20 protein-coding genes are annotated in these 19923 nt (G+C 72.8%); 19 read left to right on the forward strand and 1 reads right to left on the reverse strand.

Features of this window, described 5'->3' with window-relative positions; translation table 11 throughout:
• Positions 1–152 precede the first annotated feature (152 nt).
• Genes AB0C78_RS00910 through AB0C78_RS00965 form a run of 12 tightly spaced genes read left to right on the forward strand, consistent with a single transcriptional unit; the run spans position 153 to position 11291 of the window.
• Positions 153–788, forward strand: a complete 636-nt coding sequence (locus AB0C78_RS00910) for a helix-turn-helix domain-containing protein (RefSeq protein ID WP_360740265.1) — start codon at positions 153–155, stop codon at positions 786–788.
• Positions 785–2041: a cytochrome P450 gene (locus AB0C78_RS00915; RefSeq protein ID WP_360740268.1), complete on the forward strand. Its 1257-nt coding sequence runs from the start codon at positions 785–787 to the stop codon at positions 2039–2041. The genes AB0C78_RS00910 and AB0C78_RS00915 overlap by 4 nt, the downstream gene beginning before the upstream one ends.
• A gap of 16 nt (positions 2042–2057) precedes the next feature.
• Positions 2058–2840 carry an SDR family oxidoreductase gene (locus AB0C78_RS00920; RefSeq protein WP_360740269.1) on the forward strand — a complete coding sequence of 261 codons (783 nt, stop codon included), beginning with the start codon at positions 2058–2060 and terminating at the stop codon, positions 2838–2840.
• Complete coding sequence (locus AB0C78_RS00925) at positions 2837–4222, forward strand: cytochrome P450 (protein WP_360740272.1); 1386 nt, start codon at positions 2837–2839, stop codon at positions 4220–4222. The genes AB0C78_RS00920 and AB0C78_RS00925 overlap by 4 nt, the downstream gene beginning before the upstream one ends.
• A gap of 5 nt (positions 4223–4227) precedes the next feature.
• A complete protein-coding gene (locus AB0C78_RS00930; RefSeq protein ID WP_151543759.1) occupies positions 4228–4425 on the forward strand; it encodes a ferredoxin in 198 nt (65 codons plus the stop codon).
• Positions 4426–4453: 28 nt separating this feature from the next.
• On the forward strand, positions 4454–5101 hold the full coding sequence (locus AB0C78_RS00935) for a hypothetical protein (RefSeq protein ID WP_360740275.1): 648 nt from the start codon (positions 4454–4456) through the stop codon (positions 5099–5101).
• On the forward strand, positions 5098–6582 hold the full coding sequence (locus tag AB0C78_RS00940) for an aldehyde dehydrogenase (RefSeq protein WP_360740278.1): 1485 nt from the start codon (positions 5098–5100) through the stop codon (positions 6580–6582). Before AB0C78_RS00935 ends, AB0C78_RS00940 begins: the two co-directional genes overlap by 4 nt.
• Before the next feature lie 22 nt (positions 6583–6604).
• Positions 6605–7468: an NAD(P)-dependent oxidoreductase gene (locus AB0C78_RS00945; protein ID WP_360740280.1), complete on the forward strand. Its 864-nt coding sequence runs from the start codon at positions 6605–6607 to the stop codon at positions 7466–7468.
• Entirely contained in the window at positions 7468–7884 is a 417-nt protein-coding gene (locus tag AB0C78_RS00950) for a carboxymuconolactone decarboxylase family protein (protein ID WP_360740283.1), read from the forward strand. The genes AB0C78_RS00945 and AB0C78_RS00950 overlap by 1 nt, the downstream gene beginning before the upstream one ends.
• An 8-nt stretch (positions 7885–7892) precedes the next feature.
• Positions 7893–8981 (forward strand): dihydrodipicolinate reductase, encoded by a 1089-nt coding sequence (locus AB0C78_RS00955; protein WP_360740286.1) that lies wholly within the window; start codon positions 7893–7895, stop codon positions 8979–8981.
• A 47-nt stretch (positions 8982–9028) separates the two neighbouring features.
• Positions 9029–9763, forward strand: coding sequence for a glucose 1-dehydrogenase (locus AB0C78_RS00960; protein ID WP_360740288.1), 735 nt, complete (start codon positions 9029–9031; stop codon positions 9761–9763).
• 40 nt (positions 9764–9803) lie between these two features.
• Positions 9804–11291 (forward strand): FAD-binding protein, encoded by a 1488-nt coding sequence (locus tag AB0C78_RS00965; protein WP_360740290.1) that lies wholly within the window; start codon positions 9804–9806, stop codon positions 11289–11291.
• Between the two features lie 115 nt (positions 11292–11406).
• On the opposite strand, the gene AB0C78_RS00970 is transcribed toward AB0C78_RS00965, so the two are convergent.
• Entirely contained in the window at positions 11407–12366 is a 960-nt protein-coding gene (locus AB0C78_RS00970) for an alpha/beta hydrolase (protein WP_360740293.1), read from the reverse strand.
• A 122-nt stretch (positions 12367–12488) separates the two neighbouring features.
• On the opposite strand from AB0C78_RS00970, the gene AB0C78_RS00975 reads away from it, so the two are divergent.
• The 7 genes from AB0C78_RS00975 (at position 12489) to AB0C78_RS01005 (ending at position 19778) form a co-directional block, all read left to right on the forward strand.
• A complete protein-coding gene (locus AB0C78_RS00975; RefSeq protein ID WP_360740295.1) occupies positions 12489–13520 on the forward strand; it encodes a helix-turn-helix domain-containing protein in 1032 nt (343 codons plus the stop codon).
• Between the two features lie 141 nt (positions 13521–13661).
• Positions 13662–14306 carry an ABC transporter permease gene (locus AB0C78_RS00980; RefSeq protein ID WP_360740298.1) on the forward strand — a complete coding sequence of 215 codons (645 nt, stop codon included), beginning with the start codon at positions 13662–13664 and terminating at the stop codon, positions 14304–14306.
• On the forward strand, positions 14303–15331 hold the full coding sequence (locus tag AB0C78_RS00985) for an ABC transporter ATP-binding protein (protein WP_360740301.1): 1029 nt from the start codon (positions 14303–14305) through the stop codon (positions 15329–15331). Before AB0C78_RS00980 ends, AB0C78_RS00985 begins: the two co-directional genes overlap by 4 nt.
• Positions 15328–16137, forward strand: coding sequence for an ABC transporter permease (locus AB0C78_RS00990; protein WP_360740304.1), 810 nt, complete (start codon positions 15328–15330; stop codon positions 16135–16137). Before AB0C78_RS00985 ends, AB0C78_RS00990 begins: the two co-directional genes overlap by 4 nt.
• Positions 16138–16157: 20 nt before the next feature.
• Positions 16158–17114: a glycine betaine ABC transporter substrate-binding protein gene (locus AB0C78_RS00995; RefSeq protein ID WP_360740307.1), complete on the forward strand. Its 957-nt coding sequence runs from the start codon at positions 16158–16160 to the stop codon at positions 17112–17114.
• 125 nt (positions 17115–17239) lie between these two features.
• Positions 17240–18196, forward strand: coding sequence for an MBL fold metallo-hydrolase (locus AB0C78_RS01000; protein WP_360740309.1), 957 nt, complete (start codon positions 17240–17242; stop codon positions 18194–18196).
• Positions 18180–19778 carry an FAD-dependent monooxygenase gene (locus AB0C78_RS01005; protein ID WP_360740311.1) on the forward strand — a complete coding sequence of 533 codons (1599 nt, stop codon included), beginning with the start codon at positions 18180–18182 and terminating at the stop codon, positions 19776–19778. The genes AB0C78_RS01000 and AB0C78_RS01005 overlap by 17 nt, the downstream gene beginning before the upstream one ends.
• The last annotated feature ends 145 nt before the right edge of the window (positions 19779–19923 follow it).

Genomic DNA, 19923 nt, shown 5'->3' on the forward strand with positions numbered 1-19923 from the left:
CGTCATAGTAGAACGTGTTCTAGGCTTCCTGGAATAGTGACTGGACAGCTGTCCGACCGAAGTGCCGGAGAACCGGCCCGCCGCCGGGAAAAGGGGAAGTCGATGCGGATCCGGCTATTGCGGCGATCTGCCGCCCGCACTACGGTGGACACATGTCCAGTCAGGTGACCAGTCCCGCGCTGCGGCAGGGCCTCAACGCCCGGCAGGCCGAAACGGTGGAGAACCTGATGGCCGCCGGGCTCGAGGAGCTGCGCGCCGTCGGCCACGAGGCGCTGACGATCCGGACGGTGGCTCAGCGGGCGGGCGTCTCCCCGGCGACCGCCTACACCTACCTCTCGTCCAAGAACCACCTCTTCGCGGAACTGTTCTGGCGGCACCTCAGCGAGGACGGCGGTGCCGCCCCGGCCGGGGCGAGCGCCACCGAGCGCCTGCAGGCGACCGTCCGGGCGCTGACGGCCCGGATCGTCGCGGAACCGGAGCTGGCGGCGGCGGTGACGCCGGCGCTGCTCGGCAGCGACCCCGACGTCGCGCGGCTGCGGCTGCGCATCGGCGGGGAGTTCTACGCCCGCTTCGAGGCGGCCCTCGCGGCGCAGCGGCGGCGGAGTGGGCCGAGCGGGCCGGGCGGGCATGCCGGACCAGGCGGAACGGCCGGCGCCGGCGTGCTCGAGGTGCTGGTGCTCACCTTCACCGGCGCGCTGCTGCAGGCCGGCATGGGCCTGCTGACCTACGACCAGATCGCCGACCGGCTCGTCGCGGCCGTGGAAGTGATCATGAGGGGCAACGAATGAGCGCTTCGCGCGACGCGGTGGTCGAACCCCTGGTCTTCGACCCCTACGACTACGACTTCCACGAGGACCCGTACCCGCTCTACCAGCGGCTGCGAGACGAGGCGCCGGTCTTCCACGCCGAGCGGGACGACCTGTGGGCGATCTCCCGCCACGCCGACGTGTTCGACGTGCTCCGCGACGACGCGACGTTCTCCAACCGGATGGGCGTCTCGCTCGACGCGAGCGCGTGGAGCCCCGACGCGCACCGGGTGATGAGCTTCCTCGCCCTCGACGGGCAGCGGCAGACCCGGCTGCGCAGGCTCGTGTCCGCCGCGTTCACGCCGCGCCGGGTCAAGGAGCTGCAGCCGCAGATCCAGCGGCTCACCGAGCACTACCTCGAACGGACCTTCGCCGCCAACGCCGAGCACGGCGAGGCCGACTGGATCACCGACTTCGCCGGGAAGCTCCCCATGGACGTCATCTCCGAGATGATGGGCGTGCCGGAGGCCGACCGGGACGAGGTGCGGCGCCTCGCCGACCTCGTCGTGCACCGCGAGGACGGCGTCCGGGACGTCCCGCCGGCCGGCATGGAGGCGGCCGGCGAGCTCCTCACCTATTACGGGGCGATGGTGAAGGAGCGCCGGGCCGCGGCGGAGCCGGCCGGGGACCTCACCGCCGCGCTCACCGTCGCCGAGATCGACGGCGACCGGCTCGCCGACGCCGAGATCATCGCGTTCCTCTTCCTCATGGTGGTCGCCGGGAACGAGACCACCACCAAGCTGCTCGGCAACGCGCTGTTCCACCTTTCCGCGCACCCGGACCAGAAGGCGGAGGTGCTCGCGGACCCCGGCGATCCCGAGACGCTGGTGACGCCGTGGATCGAGGAGACGCTGCGGCACGACACCTCCAGCCAGATGCTGGCCCGGTACGTCGTCGAGGACGTGGAGCTGCACGGCACGACGATCCCGGCCGGGTCGAAGGCGCTGGTGCTGCTCGGCTCCGCCAACCGGGACGAGCGGGTCTTCACCGACCCGACCGTGTACGACGTCCACCGGCCCAAGGCCGAGCTCGGCCAGATCCTCAGCTTCGGCTCCGGCAAGCACTTCTGCCTGGGCGCGAACCTGGCCCGGCTGGAGACCCGGGTCGTCCTGAACGAGCTGGTCAGGCGCGTGGCCGACTTCGAGGTGCACGCCGACCGGGCGGTGCGCGTGCACTCCACCAGCGTGCGCGGCTTCGCCGCGCTGCCGACCAGTTTCACCCTGCGGAAGGGCTGAGGCGGAGGGACTGATCGTGTCCAAGAAGTACCGGCATCCCGAACGCCGCCCCGCGGTGATCACCGGCGCGTCGTCCGGCATCGGCGCGGAGACGGCCAAGGTCCTCGCGGCGGCGGGCCATCCGGTGGCGCTCGGCGCGCGCCGGGTCGCCGTCCTGGAGGAGATCGCGGCGGCGATCCGCGCCGACGGCGGCGAGGCGGTCGCGCACGCGCTCGACGTGTCCGACGACGCCTCGGTCGCCGAGTTCGCCGCGAAGGCGACCGCCGACCTCGGCGACATCGAGGTCGTGATCAGCAACGCCGCGCTCGTCGCGCCCGGCGCGACGATCGAGGTCAGCTCCGAGCGGTTCGCGCGGGAGATCGACCTGAACCTCGTCGGCGCGCACCGGGTCGCGCGGGCGTTCGTGCCCGCGATGGTCGAGCGGCGGCGCGGCGACATCGTCTTCGTCTCGTCCGACGTCGCGGTGCGGCCCCGGCCGTTCATGTCGGCGTACTCCGCCGGCAAGTGGGGCCTGGAGGGGATGGTCACCGCGCTGCAGATGGAGCTCGAGGGCACCGGCGTGCGGGCCTCGATCATCCGCCCCGGCCCGACGTGGAGCGGCATGGGCACCGACTGGGACACCGAGGAGGCCGCGTTCGTGCTGAACCAGTGGGTCCGCTTCGGTCTCGCCCGCCACCCCCACTTCCTGAAGGCGAAGGCGCACGCGGACGCGATCGCCACGATCGTCGGCGCGCCGCGCGGCGTGCACCTCAGCCTGCTCGACGTCAATCCCGAAGCGCCCGTGGAGGAGAAGCCATGACCGCCGCCGAGAGGCACCGGCTCGCCGCGATCCCCGAGGTGAGCACGGTCCTCGACGACCAGAGCCCGGAGGTGCCGGAGATCATCCGCGGCACCGGGCACCTGCCGGAGATGCGGGTCGACCCGATCGGCCTGTTCCACCGCGTCCGCGAGGAATGCGGCGACGTCGGCCGGTTCCGGCTCGCCGACAAGGACGTCGTGCTGGTCAGCGGCGCCGAGGCGAACGAGGTGTTCTTCCGGGCGCCGGACGAGCAGCTCGACCAGGCCGCCGCGTACCCGTTCATGACGCCGATCTTCGGCAAGGGCGTCGTCTTCGACGCCTCGCCGGAGGAGCGCCAGCAGATGCTGAAGAACCAGGCGCTGCGCGGCGACATGATGCGCGGGCACGCGCAGACGATCGAGGCGGAGATCCGCCGCATGGTCGCCGGCTGGGGCGACGAGGGCGAGATCGACCTGCTCGACTTCTTCGCCGAGCTGACGATCTACACCACGTCCGCGTGCCTGATCGGCAAGCCGTTCCGCGACGAGCTCGACGCCTCGTTCGCCGAGCACTACCACGAGCTGGAGCGCGGCACCGACGCGATCGCCTACGTCGACCCGTACGCCGACATCGACAGCTTCCGGCTGCGCGACGCGGCGCGGGAGAAGCTCGTCGGGCTGGTGCAGGGCATCATCGAGCGCCGCAAGGAGCGCGGGAAGGTCCCCCGCGACCAGCGCGACCTGCTCGACGTCCTGATCTCGCTGGACATGAGCGCCGACCACATCACCGGCATCTTCATCTCGATGATGTTCGCCGGGCACCACACCTCCAGCGGCACCGCGTCCTGGGCGATGATCGAGCTGCTGCGGCACCCGGACGTCCTCGCCGAGGTCGTCGCCGAGCTGGACGCGCTCTACGCCGACGGCACGGAGGTGTCGTTCCAGGCGCTGCGGTCGATCCCGCTGCTGGAGTCGGCGCTGAAGGAGACCCTGCGCCTGCACCCGCCCCTGGTCATCCTGATGCGGCTCGTCCGCGAGGACTTCGAGCTGCTCGGCAAGACGATCCCGGCCGGGACGATGCTCGCGGCGTCGCCGCGCGTCTCGAACCGGATCGAGGAGGACTTCCCGAAGGCCGCGGACTTCGACCCCGGCCGCTACATCGACCCGAGGCAGGAGGACCTGCAGAACCGCTGGACGTGGATCCCGTTCGGCGCCGGCAAGCACCGCTGCGTCGGCAACGCGTTCGCGATGATGCAGATGAAGGCGATCTTCTCCGTCGTCCTGCGCGACTACACGTTCGAGGCCGCCCAGCCCCTCGACTCCTACCAGGACGACTTCACCAAGATGGTCATCCAGCTCAAGCAGCCGTGCCGGGTCAGGTACCGGCGGCGGGCCGGGAGGTGAGCGCGATGCGCGTCGTCGCGGACACCACCATCTGCCAGGGGCACCAGCTCTGCCAGGGCGAGGCGCCCGACGTGTTCGGGTTCGACGAGGAGAAGGACGTCGTCGTCGTCCTCGACGAGCACCCGGACGAGTCCCGCCGCAAGGACGTGGCCACGGCCGTCAAGTACTGCCCGGCCTTCGCGCTTTCCATCGAAGAGGACTGAGCTCCATCAAGTGCACGAAGGGGACGACGTGAGTGATGACGGCGGGCTGACCCGCGCCGAGATCGAGGAGTTCTGGGACTCCTGGCTGGCGATCAACCGCGAGGCCGAGCGCACCGGCGACTGGCGGGTGATGGCCGAGTGGTACGCCGAGGACGCGACGTACGGCTGGATGTACAGCCCCGACGAGCACTTCATGGCGGTCGGCCGCGACCAGATCCGGGACTGGGCGATCGGCATCGAGATGGACGGCCTCGACGGCTGGCACTACGACTACCAGGTCACGGTCATCGACGAGAAGAAGTCGATGATCGTCGGGTTCTGGAAGCAGAAGTCCGGGATCACGAACGACGCGACCGGCGGGGAGTACGAGATCCTCGGCATCGGCGGCTCCTGGTTCGGCGTCGAGCGGCAGAGCGCGGGCGCCGACGCCGGCCAGATCAAGATCGCCTGGCAGCGGGACTGGTTCGACATGCCGTCGACCGTCCACACGTTCATGGAGATCATCAACTCCGGCAAGGCGCCGGAGACGCTGCTGAAGCGGATGAAGGTCGCGGGCCACGGCGTCCCCGGCCACTACCACTACGACGAGATGCCCTCGACGCTGTGGCCGCCGCCCGTCGAGCGCGGCGACTACATCACGCAGGCTCCGAAGGGCGCACCGGAGGCGGGGCGATGACCGAGCGCGTTCCGGCGAATCCGCCCGCGCAGCAGTACGTCGACGGCAAGCTCGGCGCGGCGGGCGGCGGGGCGTCCTACCCGATCCTCAACCCGGCGACCGGGCAGGAGATCGGCCGCGCCCCCGACAGCACCGCCGCCGACGTCGACGCCGCGATCGGCGCCGCCCGCCGCGCGTTCGACGAGTCCGGCTGGGCGACCGACCGCGCGCTGCGGATCCGGGTGCTGCGCCAGTTCCACCAGGCGCTGCTCGACAACGCCGACGCGCTCCGCGCGCTCACCACCGCCGAGGCGGGGGCACCGGCGTTCTTCGTCAACGGCCCGCAGTTCGACACCCCGGTCGAGAGCCTCAAGTGGACGATCGACCTGGCCGAGGGGTACGCGTGGGAGACCGACCTCGGCGTGGGCGTGACCATGGGCATCCGGTCGCGCCGCACCGTGCACCGCGAGCCGGTCGGCGTGGTCGCGGCGATCACGCCGTGGAACTTCCCCAACCAGATCAACCTCGCCAAGATCGGGCCGGCGCTCGCCGCCGGGAACACCGTCGTGCTGAAACCGGCGCCCGACACCCCGTGGCTGGCGGCGGAGCTGGGCCGGCTGTTCGCCGAGTGCACCGACGTCCCGGCCGGTGTGTTCAACGTCGTGACGCCCCGCGCCAACGACGTGGCCGCGCTGCTGACCACCGACCCGCGCGTCGACCTGGTGTCCTTCACCGGCTCGACCGCCACCGGACGGGCGATCGCGGCGGCCGCGGCACCGACCCTCAAGCGCGTGTTCCTGGAGCTCGGCGGCAAGTCCGCGGCGATCGTTCTCGACGACGCGAACCTCAAGGCCGTCGTCGGCACCACCGCGTTCGCGGCGTCCGTCCACGCGGGCCAGGGCTGCGCCATCACCACGCGGCTGGTGGTGCCCCGCGAGCGCTACGACGAGGCGGTGGAGATCGCCGCGTCCACGATGGCCTCGCTCGGCGCGAAGGACCCCGCCGACCCCGGCACCATCTGCGGCCCCGTCATCTCGGCGGCGCAGCGCGACCGGGTGAAGTCCTACCTCGACCTGGCCGTCCAGGAGGGCGGGCGGTTCGCGACCGGCGGCGGGATCGCCGAGCAGGACGGCGAGCTGGCCGGCGGGTTCTGGATCCAGCCGACCGTCATCGCCGGACTGGACAACACCGCGCGGGTCGCCCAGGAGGAGATCTTCGGGCCGGTGCTGACCGTCATCGCGCACGACGGCGACGACGACGCCGTCCGGATCGCCAACGAGTCGCCGTACGGCCTGTCCGGCTCGGTCGACTCCGGCGACCTGGACCGGGCCAAGGCCGTCGCCGCCCGGATCCGCACCGGCACGATCGGCGTCAACGGCGGGCTGTGGTTCGGCGCGGACGCGCCGTTCGGCGGCTACAAGCAGTCCGGGATCGGCCGGGAGATGGGCGTGGCCGGGTTCGAGGAGTACCTCGAGACCAAGACCACGGCCGAGCCGGCCTAGGCGGGGACGAGGAGGAGATCGGATGAGCGACATCGTCCGCGTCGGGTTCGTCGGGCTCGGCGACATCGGCAAGCCGATGGCGACCCGGCTGGCCGCGCAGCAGGCCGAGGCCGGGCTCGTGCTCGGCGTGTTCGACCTGGCCGCGGCGCCGGTCGAGGAGCTGGTCGCGGCCGGCGCGAAGGCGGCCGGCGGCGCCGGCGCCCTCGCCGCCGGCAGCGACGTGCTGTGCGTGATGGTCAACAACGACGAGCAGGTCCGCTCGGTGCTGGACGAGGTGCTGGCCGCCGCCCCCGACGGCCTCACCGTCGCGGTCCACTCGACCGTCGCCCCCGGGACGCCCGCCGAGCTGGAGGAGCGCGCCGCGCGGCGGGGCGTCCGGCTGGTCGACGCGCCCGTGTCCGGCGGCGTGATGGGCGCGGGCACCGGCGAGCTGGCCATCATGGTCGGCGGGACGGAGGAGGCGTTCGCCGCGGTCCGGCCCGTCCTCGACGTCCTGGCGAAGAAGGTCGTGCACGCCGGGCCGATCGGCGCGGGCACGCGGTTCAAGCTCGCCCGCAACCTGATGCACTACGCCGCCTTCACCGCGGCGACCGAGGCGCAGCGGCTCGCCGAGGCCGCCGGGCTCGACATCGTCGCGCTGGGCGAGGTCGTCCGGCACACCGACGCGCTCACCGGCGGCCCCGGAGCGATCATGTACCGCGACACGACCGCCGAGATGGAGCCCGGGTCGTTCTGGTTCACCACCTTCGGGCACCTCCGCCAGCTCGCGGAGAAGGACCTCGACTTCGCGATCGCGCTGGCCGAGGAGCTCGGCGTCGACGTACCGCTGGCCAGGATCGCGCGCGAGCGCCTCGCGCCCGGCCTGGGCTTTCCCGAGGAGCAGTGATGAGCGACGAGAAGACCGGGAAGTTCGACGACCTCCCCGAGCTGCGCGCCCGCGGCCTGCGCAAGATGGAGCAGGTCTACGGCTTCGACATGGCGGACGGCGACGGCGACTTCTTCCGCTACACCGCCGACCACCTGTTCGGCGACGTCTGGCAGCGGCCCGGCCTGTCCGACCGGGACCGGCGCCTGCTGCTCATCGGGCTGCTCGCCGGGCAGGGCGCCGCCGACGTGCTCGGCATCCAGGTGCCCGCCGCGCACGCCGCCGGAGAGCTCGACGACGCGGCGCTCCGCGAGACCGTCGTGTTCCTCAGCCACTACGCGGGCTGGCCGAACGGCGCCCGGCTCAACTCGATCGTCGAGGAGACGATCGCCAAGGCGGCCCGGAAGGCCGCGCGCGCCGCCGAGAAGCAGGGCTGAGGGGCACCATGGCCATCCGCGTCCTGCACGTCGCGACCGGCAACGTCGGCCGCATCGCCCTGTCGCAGCTGATCGAGGACCCGCGCTTCGAGCTGGCCGGCCTCGTCGTGTCGGACCCCGGCAAGGTCGGGCGCGACGCCGGCGACCTCGCCGGCCTAGGCACGGTCACCGGCGTGACCGCCACCGCCGACCTCGACGCGGCCCTCGCGGCGGCGCGGCCGGACTGCACCGTCTACTGCGCGCTCGGCGAGACCCGGCTGTTCGAGGCGCTCGCCGACATCGAGAGGATCCTCGCCTCCGGCAGCAACGTCGCCGCGTCCTCGCCGGTGCCGCTGATCTACCCGTGGGGGCTGCTGCCCGACCGGATGATCGACCCCATCGAGAAGGCGTGCGAGGCCGGCGGGACGAGCCTGTTCGCCAGCGGCGTCGACCCCGGATGGGTCAACGACCTGCTGCCCTTCGCGATCGCGAGCACCTGCCAGCGGGTGGAGCAGGTGCGCTGCTCGGAGATCGCCGACTACGCGACCTACGACGGCGGCCCGGTCATGTTCGACTTCATGGGCTTCGGACGTCCCCTGGACGACCTGCCGCGCATGTTCAAGCCGGGGATCCTCGCGGCGTCCTGGGGCGTCAGCCTCCGGATGATGGCCCGCGGGTTCGGCTTCGAGCTCGACGAGATCACCGAGTCGTACGAGCGGGAACCGGCGCCGGAGGCGTTCGACGTGGCCGCCGGGCACATCCCGGCGGGCGGCGTCGCCGCGATGCGGTTCCAGATCACCGGCGTCTCCGCAGGCAAGGAGGTGCTGGTCATCGACCACACCACCCGGCTGCGCGACGACCTGCGCCCCGACTGGCCGCGGCCCGCGCAGGACGGCGGCTCCTACCGGCTGGAGATCACCGGCGAGCCGTCCTACCGCGTCGACGTGTGCCCGACCAGCGCCAAGGGCGACCACAACCACGCCGCGATCGCCGCCGGGGCCGGGCGCATCGTCAACGCGATCCCCGACGTCGTCGCGGCCCCGCCGGGCCTGCGGACCCCGCTCGACCTGCCGTTCAACACCGCCCGCGGCGTCTTCGCCACGGCGCTTTCCCGTTGACGCGCCGCACGTCAACGCATCGCACGCACACGACAGGAAGGAATCCGATGGGACGGGTGGACGGGAAGATCGCGCTGATCAGCGGGGGCGCGCGCGGCATCGGCGCCGCGAGCGCGCGGGCGCTGGTGGCCGAGGGCGCGAAGGTCGTGCTCGGCGACATCCTCGACGAGGAGGGCAAGGCCGTCGCGGACGGGCTGGGCGACGCCGCCCGCTACGTCCACCTCGACGTCACGAACCCCGAGGACTGGGCCGCCGCCGTGCAGGCGGCGATCGCCGAGTTCGGCGGGCTGAACGTGCTGTTCAACAACGCCGGGATCGCCAACGGCGCCGCCATCAACCGGTTCAAGCTGGAGAAGTGGCAGAAGATCATCGACATCAACCTCACCGGCCCCTTCCTCGGCATCCGCGCGGCGGCCGACGCGCTGATCGCGGCCGGCGGCGGGTCGATCATCAACACCTCCTCCATCGAGGGCCTGCGCGGCACGTCCTGGGCGCACGGCTACGTGGCGTCGAAGTGGGGCCTGCGCGGCCTGACCAAGTCGGTCGCGATGGAGCTCGCGCCGCACGGCGTCCGCGTCAACTCGCTGCACCCGGGGCTGATCCGGACGCCGCTCACCGAGGGCATCCCCGACGACATGATCCCGGTGCCGCTCGGCCGGCCCGGCGTCCCCGAGGACGTCGCGTCCTTCGTGGTCTTCCTCGCCAGCGACGAGTCCTCCTACGCCACCGGATCGGAGTTCGTCATCGACGGCGGCACCGTCAACCAGATCCCGCACAAGTGATCCCGGCCGGACGACCGGCACCGACTCGAGACAGGGACCGATGAACGCACAGACCTCTTCCGGAATGGCCGTGCCCGCGGTGGTGCCCGCCGCGGAACTGCCCGGCGACGCCGAGCGGTTCGACGTCGTGGTGGTGGGCTTCGGGATCGCCGGAGGGTGCGCCGCGCTGGAGGCCGCGCGCTCGGGAGCCCGGGTCCTGCTGCTGGAGCGTGCCGCCGTGCACGGCGGCACGTCGAGCATGTCGGGCGGCCACTTCTACCTCGGCGGCGGCACCGCCGTGCAGAAGGCCACCGGCCACGACGACAGCGTCGAGGCGATGGTGCGCTACCTGATGGAGAGCACCAAGGACCCCGACGAGGAGAAGATCCGGGCCTACTGCGAAGGGTCGGTCGCGCACTTCGACTGGCTGGAGTCGCTGGGGTTCGCGTTCGAGCGGTCCTACTTCCCGGGGAAGGCGGTGATCCAGCCCGGCACCGAGGGGCTGATGTTCACCGGCAACGAGAAGGTGTGGCCGTTCCGCGACCGGATCAGCCCGGCGCCGCGCGGCCACAAGGTGCCGGTGCCCGGCGACACCGAGGGCACCAAGATCGTGATGGACCTGCTGCGGGACCGGGTCGAGGAGGCCGGCGTCGAGGTCCGCTACGAGACCGGCGCGACCAACCTGGTCGTGGACGCCGACGGCGCGGTCACCGGCGTCGCCTGGCGGAACTTCGACCAGACGGGCGTGGTCGCCGCCGCCGGGGTGGTCATCGCGGCCGGCGGGTTCGTGATGAACGCGGACATGGTCGCGGCCTACACGCCCGCCCTCGGCGAGAAGCTGTTCACGCTGGGCGGCACCTACGACGACGGGCTCGGGATCCGGCTCGGCCAGTCCGCCGGCGCGGCGCTGGAGCACATGGACGAGCCGTTCATCACCGCGCCGTTCTACCCGCCGTCGTCGCTGGTCAAGGGCCTGATCGTGAACAAGCTGGGCGAGCGGTTCGTGGCCGAGGACAGCTACCACGCGCGCACCTCGTACTTCGTGCTCCGCCAGCCGGGCGCCGCGGCGTACCTCATCGCCGACAGCGACCACATGGAGGAGCAGCGGATGCCGCTCGTCCCGCTGAAGGACGGCTACGAGACGATCGAGGAGATGGAGGCCGGGCTGGAGCTGCCTCCGGGCTCGCTCGCGGCGACGATGGCGCGCTACAACGAGCACGCCGCGCGCGGCGAGGACCCCGACTTCCACAAGCACCCCGACTGGCTGGCGCCGCAGACCAACGGGCCGTGGGGCGTCTACGACCTGACCCTCGGCACCGCCCTGTACGCCGGTTTCACGCTCGGCGGCATGGCCACGACGGTCGACGGCGAGGTGCGGCGGGCCGACGGGTCGGTCATCGGCGGGCTCTACGCGGCGGGCGCCTGCGCGTCCAACATCGCCCAGGACGGCGCCGGATACTGCTCGGGCACCCAGCTCGGCGAGGGCTCGTTCTTCGGCCGCCGCGCCGGCCTCGCCGCCGCGGCCCGAGCGCGCGGCGCGACCCGCTAGGGCCACGCCCGCCCGGGCTGCCTCGGCTCTGCGGCCGCCGCGCCCGCGCGTGGTGCCGCGCCCGCGTGGGGTGCCGCGCCCGCCGGGGGGGCCGCGCCCGCGCGGGGGGTCGTGGTCAGGCGGGTTGCTCGACGGTGCGCAGTGCGCGGCGGAGCACGCCGAGCCGGTCGGCGGCCATCCGGCGGGAGACGGCGGCGTCCGGGATCAGCGCCGAGCCGTGGAACGTCCCCGGGTAGTGGTGCACCTCCGTCCCGACGCCCGCCTGGACGAGCCGCAGCGCGTAGGCGAGGCCCTCGTCGCGGAGCGGGTCGAACTCGCAGGTGGTGACGTAGGCGGGCGGCAGCCCGGTGAGGTCCTCGGCGCGGGCGGGCGCCGCGTAGGGCGAGACCCCGGCGGTGCCGCGCACGCCCTTGCCGAGGTAGTAGTCCCAGCTCAGCTCGGCGTTCGGGCGGTTCCAGATCGGGGTGTCGGTGAACGCGCGCATCGACGGGGTGTCGAGCCGGTCGTCGAGCTCGGGGATGCCGAGGAGCTGGAAGCAGAGCGCGGGGCCGCCGCGGTCGCGCGCCAGCAGCGCGGTCGCGGCGGACAGGCCGCCGCCCGCGCTCTCGCCGCCGACCGCGAGCCGGCCGGGGTCGATGCCGAGGTCGCCGGCGTTGCCGGCGGTCCAGGTCAGCGCGGCGTAGCAGTCTTCGAGCCCGGCGGGGAACGGATGCTCGGGCGCGAGCCGGTATTCCACGGACAGCACCACCGCGCCGACCTCCGCCGCGATGCACAGCGCGTCGTCGTGGAAGGCGTCGACGTTCCCGAGGACGAACCCGCCGCCGTGGATGTAGAGCAGGCCGGGCAGCGGGCCGCCGGCGGCGGACGGGGTGAAGATCCGCACCGGTACGTCCGGGGCTCCGTCGGGTCCCGGGACGGCGACGTCGCGGATGTCGACCGGGACGGGCGGCTCGTACCGGGGACGCGCGGCGAGCAGCCGGTCGTCGGCCTCCCGCATCGCGGCGGGGTCGGTCAGCGTGATCTCGGGGATCATGGAGATCCACGGGGCGAGCTCCGGGTCGAAGGCGTACGTCACGTTCCGGCTCCTCTCGGCCGCTGGCCACCAGTCTCACCGCGATCCGCGGTCCCGCCCAGCCGCCGACCGGCGGGGATCGCGGACCGGAATCCGCCGATCGTCGGGTGGCGTACGATCCGTCCATGAAAGGGCTGCTCCTGCGGTTGTCGGGGCTGGACGCCGACGCGGAGAACGCCGTCCGGGTGATCGGCTTCTTCGACCGGCTGATCGCGGGACGCGCGAGCCCGCGCGCGCTGGTGCGCGCGACCGCGACGCTCGCCGAGTGCCCCGCCGGGCTGGCCGACCCGTCGCGCGGGATCTCGCTGCGCTCGGAGCCCGGCGCGGCGGCGGGGGAGCGGTCCGTCCGGGAGTTCGCCGAGACCGGGCTCGTGTGGCTGGAGCGGCCCGGCGCGCCGCTTCCGCTGGACGAGATCGTCCTCGAACGGTTCGCCTTCGCCGCGACGGTCCTGCTGGAGCGCGAGCCCGACCGGCGGGACGACGCCGCGCTGGTGGAGATGGTCGTGTCGGCGGACGCCGCGGCGGCCGAACGGTCCCGAGCGTTGCGGGCGATGCGGTTCGAGCCGTCCGCCCCGCTGCACGTGCTGGCCGTGGCGGGCGGCGACGCGGCAGCGGTGCTCAGCGCTCTCGGCCCGGACGCGCGTGCCGCGGCGCTCGGACCCGTCCACGCGGTCCTGGCCCGGGACGTCCCGGCGGACCTGGAGCACCGGACGCCGGACGGGACGCGGATCGGGATCGGTCCCGCGCTGCCCGGCGCCGACGCTCCGGAGTCCTGGCGCTCGGCCCGGTCCGCGCTGCGGTTCACGACGCTCGGCGACGGCCTGCCGGCGGTGGTGCGCCACGACCGGCTCGGCGCGCTCGCCGCGATCGCCGCGCGGCTGCGTCCCGAGGACATCGCCCAGGTCGCGGACGTGGCGGCGCTCGACCGGCTCGCCGCCGAACCGCACGGCGACGACGTCCTCGCGGTGCTGGTCGCGTTCTGCGCGACCGGCTCGACCCGCAAGGCCGCCGCCCGCGTGCACCGCCACCACAGCACGATCGCGGCGCGGCTGTCGCACGCGGAACGGCGGCTCGGGTTCTCCTTCCACGCGCCCGGCGGGCGGCTGCGGCTGGACCTGGCGCTGCTGCTGCGCCACCTGCGGGACGAACCGGGCTGAGTCCCGGTTAACAGATCTGTGTCCTGACTTTTCTTGCCTTATTGATCACCCGTAGGCAGCCTCTTCTGGTATGGGAGACGCCCGCCTGACCGTCCTCGCCCCGGTTCCCCCGCCCTTACCGCCGAGCGACGGGAGGCGCGCGTGAGCTTCTCCGACTACCTCGCCGACCGGTGGCCGACGATCGCGCGGCAGATGGCCGAGCACGCCGAGGTGGTGCTGATCGCCGTCGGCATCGCCGCGGTGATCGGGATCGGCCTCGGCATCGCGGTGGAGGGCCGCCCGCGGCTCAGCCGGCTCGCGCTCGGCGTCACCGGCACGATGCTGACCGTCCCGTCGCTGGCGCTGTTCGGGCTGCTGATCCCGCTGTTCGGGCTGGGCCTCGCGCCGACGATCACGGCGCTGGTGCTGTACGCGGTGTTCCCGATCCTGCGCAACACGATCACCGGCCTGGAGTCGGTGCCGGGCGCGGTCGAGGAGGCGGCGCGGGGGATGGGGCTCGGCCGCGCGAGCCGGATGCTGCGGATCCGGCTGCCGCTGGCCTGGCCGGTCGTGCTCACCGGTGTCCGGGTCGCCACGATCATGACGGTCGCGATCGCCGCGATCGCCGCCGCCGTCGCCGGCCCCGGGCTCGGCGAGCTGATCTTCGGGGGGCTGTCGCGGATCGGCGGCGCGAACGCGCTGAACGACACGCTCGCCGGCACGCTCGGCGTCGCGCTGCTCGCGCTCGCCCTGGACCTGCTGTTCGCCGTGGTGTCGCGGCTGACCACACCGAGGGGCATGCGATGAAGGAGATGATCCGGCTCGACGCCGTCACCAAGCGCTACCCCGGGCAGGACGCGCCGGCCGTGGACGGGCTCACGCTGAGCGTCCGGGAGGGCGAGATCGTCGTGCTGCTCGGGCCGTCCGGCTGCGGCAAGACGACGACGCTGCGGCTGATCAACCGGCTGATCGAGCCGACCGACGGGCGCATCTTCCTCGACGGCGAGGACGTCACCCGGGTGAACCCCGACGAGCTGCGCCGCCGCATCGGCTACGTCATCCAGCAGGTCGGGCTGTTCCCGCACATGACGATCGCCGGGAACATCGGCCTGATCCCGCGGACGCTCGGCTGGGACAAGAAGCGCGTCCGCGCCCGCGTCGACGAGCTGCTCGACCTCGTCGGCCTCGACCCGGGGACGTTCCGGGGCCGCTATCCGAAGGAGCTGTCGGGCGGGCAGCAGCAGCGCGTCGGGGTGGCCCGCGCGCTCGCCGCCGACCCGCCCGCGATGCTGATGGACGAGCCGTTCGGCGCGATCGACCCGATCACGCGGGAGCGGCTGCAGGACGCGTTCCTGGAGCTGCAGGCACGCATCGGCAAGACGATCGTGCTGGTCACGCACGACCTGACGGAGGCGCTCAAGCTCGGCGACCGGATCGCGATGCTCGGCGAGCATGCCCGGCTCGTCCAGTACGACACGCCCGCGGCGATCCTCGCCGAGCCCGCCGACGAGTTCGTCGCGTCGTTCGTCGGCGCGGGCGCCGCGATGCGGCGGCTCCGGCTGGTCGAGGTCGGGTCCATCGAACTGGTGCCGGTCGAGGCGGTCGGCGCCGTGTCGACGAGCGTCCGCGCGGACCAGAGCCTGTACGAGGCGCTCGACGCGATGCTGCGAGCCGGCGACGAGGGCGCCGTCGTCCTGGACGAGGACGGCCGGCCCGCCGGCGCCGTCTCGTGGTCGGCGATCGTCCGGGAGACGCCGAGCGCCGCCGAACCGGCGCCCTCGGCACCGCCGCCGCTGACGGAGGCGCCGAACGGGGAGAGCGGCCGCCGATGAGCGTCACGACGATGCTCGACGGCCGCCCCGACGGCCCGCGCGGCGGCGGGACCGCGCGGGACCGGGCGGCCCCGGAGAAGGCCCGCCGCTCCGCCACCGGGATGGTCGCGACCCCGGTCGTCCTCGTCCTCGCGACCGCCGCGCTCTTCGCCTACCTGCACGGACGCCGTCTCGACGCGATCGAGAAGCGCTCCATCAACCGGGACGTGATCACCCAGCGGTTCGTCGAGCACATCGAGCTGGTGGCGGTGTCCACGGCCCTCGTCCTTGCGATCGCGATCCCGCTCGGCGTGCTGCTGACCCGGCCGGGGCTGCGGGCGCTGTCCGCGCCGTTCCTCGCGCTGGCGAACGTCGGGCAGGCCGTCCCGTCCATCGGGGTGCTGGTGCTGCTCGCCGTCACGGTCGGGATCGGCTTCCAGAAGGCGGTGATCGCGCTCATCCTCGTGTCCGCGCTGCCCGTGCTGCGCAACACCATGGTCGGGCTGCAGGGCGTCGACCGCGCGCTGATCGACGCCGGGCGCGGCATCGGGCTGTCCCGGACGGCGGTGCTGCTGCGCGTGGAGCTGCCGCTCGCCGTGCCGGTGATCCTCGCCAGCGTCCGTGTCGCGGTCATCCTCAACGTCGGCAGCGCGACGCTCGCCGCGTTCACCAACGCCGGCGGCCTCGGCGACCTCATCAACACCGGCATCGCGCTGAACCGGACCCCGATCCTGCTCACCGGAAGCGTCCTGACCGCCGTGCTCGCGATGGCGGCGGACTGGCTCATCGGCATCGTCGAGCACTACCTGCGCCCGCGCGGCATCTGAACCCCCCGAGGAGAGTCACCATGCGCACGCTCCCCATCGTCGCCTCCGTCGCCGCCGTCACGCTGACCGCCGGGTGCTTCAGCTCGTCCAGCACCGACGCCAAGGCGGGCAGCCTCGCCAAGGGCAACTCGCTCAAGGGCGCCACCGTCACGGTCGGCGGCAAGGAGTTCACCGAGCAGCTCGTCCTCTGCCAGATCACGGCGCTGGCGCTGCGGTCGGCGGGCGCGACCGTCAAGGAGAAGTGCGGGCTGCAGGGCAGCAACACCACGCGCGCGGCGCTGACGTCCGGCAGCATCGACATGTACTGGGAGTACACCGGGACGGCCTGGATCAACTACCTGAAGAACACCAAGCCGCTCAACAACGCCGCCGAGCAGTACCAGGCCGTCGCGCAGCAGGACCTCACCAAGAACCACGTGAAGTGGCTGGCCGCCGCGCCCGCCAACAACACCTACGCCATCGCGGTGAAGACGACGACGATGCAGCAGCTCGGGATCACGGACCTGTCCGCCTACGCCAAGCTCGCGCACACCGACCCGGCCAAGGCGTCCACGTGCGTGGCCAGCGAGTTCGCCGGGCGCAGCGACGGATGGCCGGGGCTGCAGAAGGCGTACGGGTTCACGCTGCCGAAGTCGTCGGTCGCGACCCTCGCGGAGGGCGCCATCTACGACGCCATCGGCAAGGGCAATCCGTGCAACTTCGGCGAGGTCGCGACGACCGACGGCCGGATCAAGGCGCTCGGCCTCACCTCGATCCCCGACGACAAGAAGTTCTTCCCCGTCTACAACCCCGCGCTGACGCTGCGCGACTCGGTCTACAAGGACCACCCGGCCATCGAGAAGATCATGAATCCGATCGCGGCGGCGCTCAGCGATTCGGTCCTGCAGACCCTCAACGGCGAGGTCGACATCAAGGGCCAGGAGGCCACGGACGTCGCCCAGAAGTGGCTCCAGTCGAAGGGCTTCATCGGCAAGTAGGGCCCGCCTGAAGACTCTGCCAACCACCGGCCCGCCGGGCTGTCGGGGTTCGTTGTTCCGCCGCGGGCTTCCCCGGGCAGGACACGAGGGTGCCGAATCCGCGGGAGCGCGGGGAGGGATCTGGGATGAAACCGTTCGCGTCGTCGGCTGATCTGGCGGAGAAGGAGCGGAGTCTGGAGGTGCTCGCGGACGGCGTTTACGCGTTGACCGCCGAGGGCGATCCGAATGTCGGGGCGGTGGAGGGCGAGGACTTCGTCGTGTGCTTCGAGGCGCTGGCGACGCCGGTGGCGGCGCGCGAGTGGCTGGCGATGCTGCGCGAGCACACCGACAAGCCGGTCCGGTATCTGGTGCTGTCGCATTATCACGCGGTGCGGGTGCTGGGTGCGAGCGCGTTCGACGCGCAGGTGATCGTGGCGCATGAGAAGACACGGGAGCTGGTCGCCGAGCGCGGGAAGCAGGACTGGGAGTCGGAGTTCGGGCGGATGCCGCGCCTGTTCAAGGAGCCGGAGTCGATCCCGGGGCTGACGTGGCCGACGGCGACGTTCAGTGACCGGTTCACGATCCAGCTGGGCGGCGACCGCGGCGAGCTGGTGCTGCAGTACTGCGGGCGCGGGCACACCGAGGGCGACATCGTGGCCTGGCTGCCGAAGCAGAGGGTGTTGTTCGCCGGTGATCTGGTGGAGGCGCAGGCGGCGTTGTACACCGGTGATGCCTTCCATCGTGATTGGGCGTCGGGGACGCTGGATCGGGTCGCGGCGCTGGGCGCTGAGGCGCTGGTGGGCGGACGGGGCGCGGTGGCGTCCGGCCGGGAGGCGGTGGACGCGGCGATCGGCCAGACCCGGCACTTCCTCCAGGTGATGATCCGCGAGGTGACGGCGGTGCAGGGGCGCGGCGGGACGCTGAGGGAGGCGTTCGAGGCGGTCCATGCGGAGCTGGAGCCGGAGTACGGGCGGTGGCCGATCTTCGAGCACTGCCTGCCGTTCGATGTGTCCCGGTTGTGGGACGAGCTGTCCGGCATCGAGCGGCCGGTCATCTGGACCGCCGAGCGCGACCGGGCCGTCTGGGATGAACTCCAGGGCTGACACCGGAGCCGCCGGACCCGCGGAACCGGTCGTGGTGGCCGGCGCCGGGCCGGTGGGCCTGGTCGCCGCGCTGCTGCTGGCGCGCTCCGGCGTTCCCTCGGTCGTGCTGGAGGCCGCCGACCGCTGCGAACCGATCGGGTCCAAGGCGATCTGCTTCCAGCGCGACGTCCTCGACGTCCTGGACCGGATCGGCTGCGCCGAGAAGATGATCGCGCGCGGCGTCACCTGGACCACCGGCCGCACCTACTACCGCGGCACCGAACTGTTCGCGGTCACGTTCCCGGACGCCGGGAGCGGCGACGTCCCGCCCTGGATCAACATCTCGCAGGCCGAGGTCGAGCGGTACCTGCGCGACCTGGCGGACGCCGCGCCGCTGGTGGACGTCCGGTACGGGCACCGCGTCACCGGCCTCCACCAGGACGATGACGGCGTGCGGGTCCGCGCGGAAGCCCCGGACGGCGAGGTCACCGTCGCCGGGAGCCACCTGGTCGGCGCGGACGGCCCGCACAGCGCGGTCCGCCGGCTGCTCGGCGCCGGATTCCCCGGCCGCTCGTTCGACGACCGGTTCCTCATCTGCGACGTCCGCGCCGACCTGCCGTTCCCCAACGAGCGCCGGTTCTACTTCGACCCGGAGTGGAACCCCGGACGGCAGGTCCTGGTGCACCAGTGCCCCGACCGGACCTGGCGGATCGACTGGCAGATGCCCGCCGGCTACGACTTCGAGTCCGAGCGGGCCTCTGGGGCCCTGGACGACCGCATCCGGGAGATCACCGGCGACGCCCCCTACGAGATCGTGTGGGCGTCGGTGTACCGGTTCCACCAGCGATGCGCCGAGACGTTCCGCCGCGGCCGGGCCTTCCTGGCGGGGGACGCGGCGCACCTGTACGCGCCGTTCGGGGCGCGCGGGCTGAACTCCGGCGTGCAGGACGCCGAGAACCTCGCCTGGAAGATCGCGTTCGCCCGCCGCGGGCACGGCTCCGAGGAGTTGCTCGCGAGCTACGACGCCGAACGCCGGGCGGCTGCGCTGGAGAACCTGGCGGTCACCACGCGCACGATGGAGTTCCTCGTCCCGCACACCCCTGAGGAGAGGACGCGGCGGCTGACCGCGCTGGAGGCCGCGCTCACCGACCCCGGCGCGCGCGCACGCATCGACTCAGGGAAGCTCGCCGAGCCGTACTGGTACCTGGACTCGCCGCTGACCACCCCCACCGGGCCGGTCGAGGACTTCCCGCGCGCCGCCGGGGCCGTCCGGCCGCCGATCCCCGGCGTCCTCTGCCCCGACGGGCCTTGCGTCGTGGACGGGCGCAAGACCAGGCTGCGGCGGCTGTTCGGCACGGAGTTCGTCGCCCTGGCCGCCGACCAAGGAGGAGCTGCGCGGATCGAGGAGTCGGCGTGCGGCGTCCCCGTCATGGTCCACGCCCTGGACGCCATCGACACGACCGGCGCCCTCCGTGCCGCGCTGGAGGCGGGACCCGGCACCGTCCACCTCGTCCGGCCCGACGGGCATCTCGCCGCCGTCCTCCCGGACCCCGATCCGGGCGCGTTCGCCTCGGCGCTGCGCCGCGCCTGCGGCCGCCGCTGACCGTATTCACCGCCCTCGCCTGGGGTTGTGCGGGAAAGAGGGACGGGAGTTTCACAGGCGCCGGGTCCATTCGGTAACCTCGGAGTCGGGCCGAGAGGCGCTGCAACGGACGCGCGGGCGTCCGCCACGCTCGGCCCGAGACCGG

The organism is Actinomadura sp. NPDC048394, assembly GCF_040651755.1.
GTDB classification, from domain to species: Bacteria; Actinomycetota; Actinomycetes; order Streptosporangiales; family Streptosporangiaceae; genus Spirillospora; species Spirillospora montaniterrae.

Coding starts and splice junctions, on each gene's coding strand:
- AB0C78_RS00910 (WP_360740265.1), top strand. CDS start 153: ATGTCCAGTCAGGTGACCAGTCCCGCGCTGCGGCAGGGCCTCAACGCC.
- AB0C78_RS00915 (WP_360740268.1), top strand. CDS start 785: ATGAGCGCTTCGCGCGACGCGGTGGTCGAACCCCTGGTCTTCGACCCC.
- AB0C78_RS00925 (WP_360740272.1), top strand. CDS start 2,837: ATGACCGCCGCCGAGAGGCACCGGCTCGCCGCGATCCCCGAGGTGAGC.
- AB0C78_RS00930 (WP_151543759.1), top strand. CDS start 4,228: ATGCGCGTCGTCGCGGACACCACCATCTGCCAGGGGCACCAGCTCTGC.
- AB0C78_RS00940 (WP_360740278.1), top strand. CDS start 5,098: ATGACCGAGCGCGTTCCGGCGAATCCGCCCGCGCAGCAGTACGTCGAC.
- AB0C78_RS00945 (WP_360740280.1), top strand. CDS start 6,605: ATGAGCGACATCGTCCGCGTCGGGTTCGTCGGGCTCGGCGACATCGGC.
- AB0C78_RS00950 (WP_360740283.1), top strand. CDS start 7,468: ATGAGCGACGAGAAGACCGGGAAGTTCGACGACCTCCCCGAGCTGCGC.
- AB0C78_RS00955 (WP_360740286.1), top strand. CDS start 7,893: ATGGCCATCCGCGTCCTGCACGTCGCGACCGGCAACGTCGGCCGCATC.
- AB0C78_RS00960 (WP_360740288.1), top strand. CDS start 9,029: ATGGGACGGGTGGACGGGAAGATCGCGCTGATCAGCGGGGGCGCGCGC.
- AB0C78_RS00965 (WP_360740290.1), top strand. CDS start 9,804: ATGAACGCACAGACCTCTTCCGGAATGGCCGTGCCCGCGGTGGTGCCC.
- AB0C78_RS00975 (WP_360740295.1), top strand. CDS start 12,489: ATGAAAGGGCTGCTCCTGCGGTTGTCGGGGCTGGACGCCGACGCGGAG.
- AB0C78_RS00985 (WP_360740301.1), top strand. CDS start 14,303: ATGAAGGAGATGATCCGGCTCGACGCCGTCACCAAGCGCTACCCCGGG.
- AB0C78_RS00990 (WP_360740304.1), top strand. CDS start 15,328: ATGAGCGTCACGACGATGCTCGACGGCCGCCCCGACGGCCCGCGCGGC.
- AB0C78_RS00995 (WP_360740307.1), top strand. CDS start 16,158: ATGCGCACGCTCCCCATCGTCGCCTCCGTCGCCGCCGTCACGCTGACC.
- AB0C78_RS01000 (WP_360740309.1), top strand. CDS start 17,240: ATGAAACCGTTCGCGTCGTCGGCTGATCTGGCGGAGAAGGAGCGGAGT.
- AB0C78_RS01005 (WP_360740311.1), top strand. CDS start 18,180: ATGAACTCCAGGGCTGACACCGGAGCCGCCGGACCCGCGGAACCGGTC.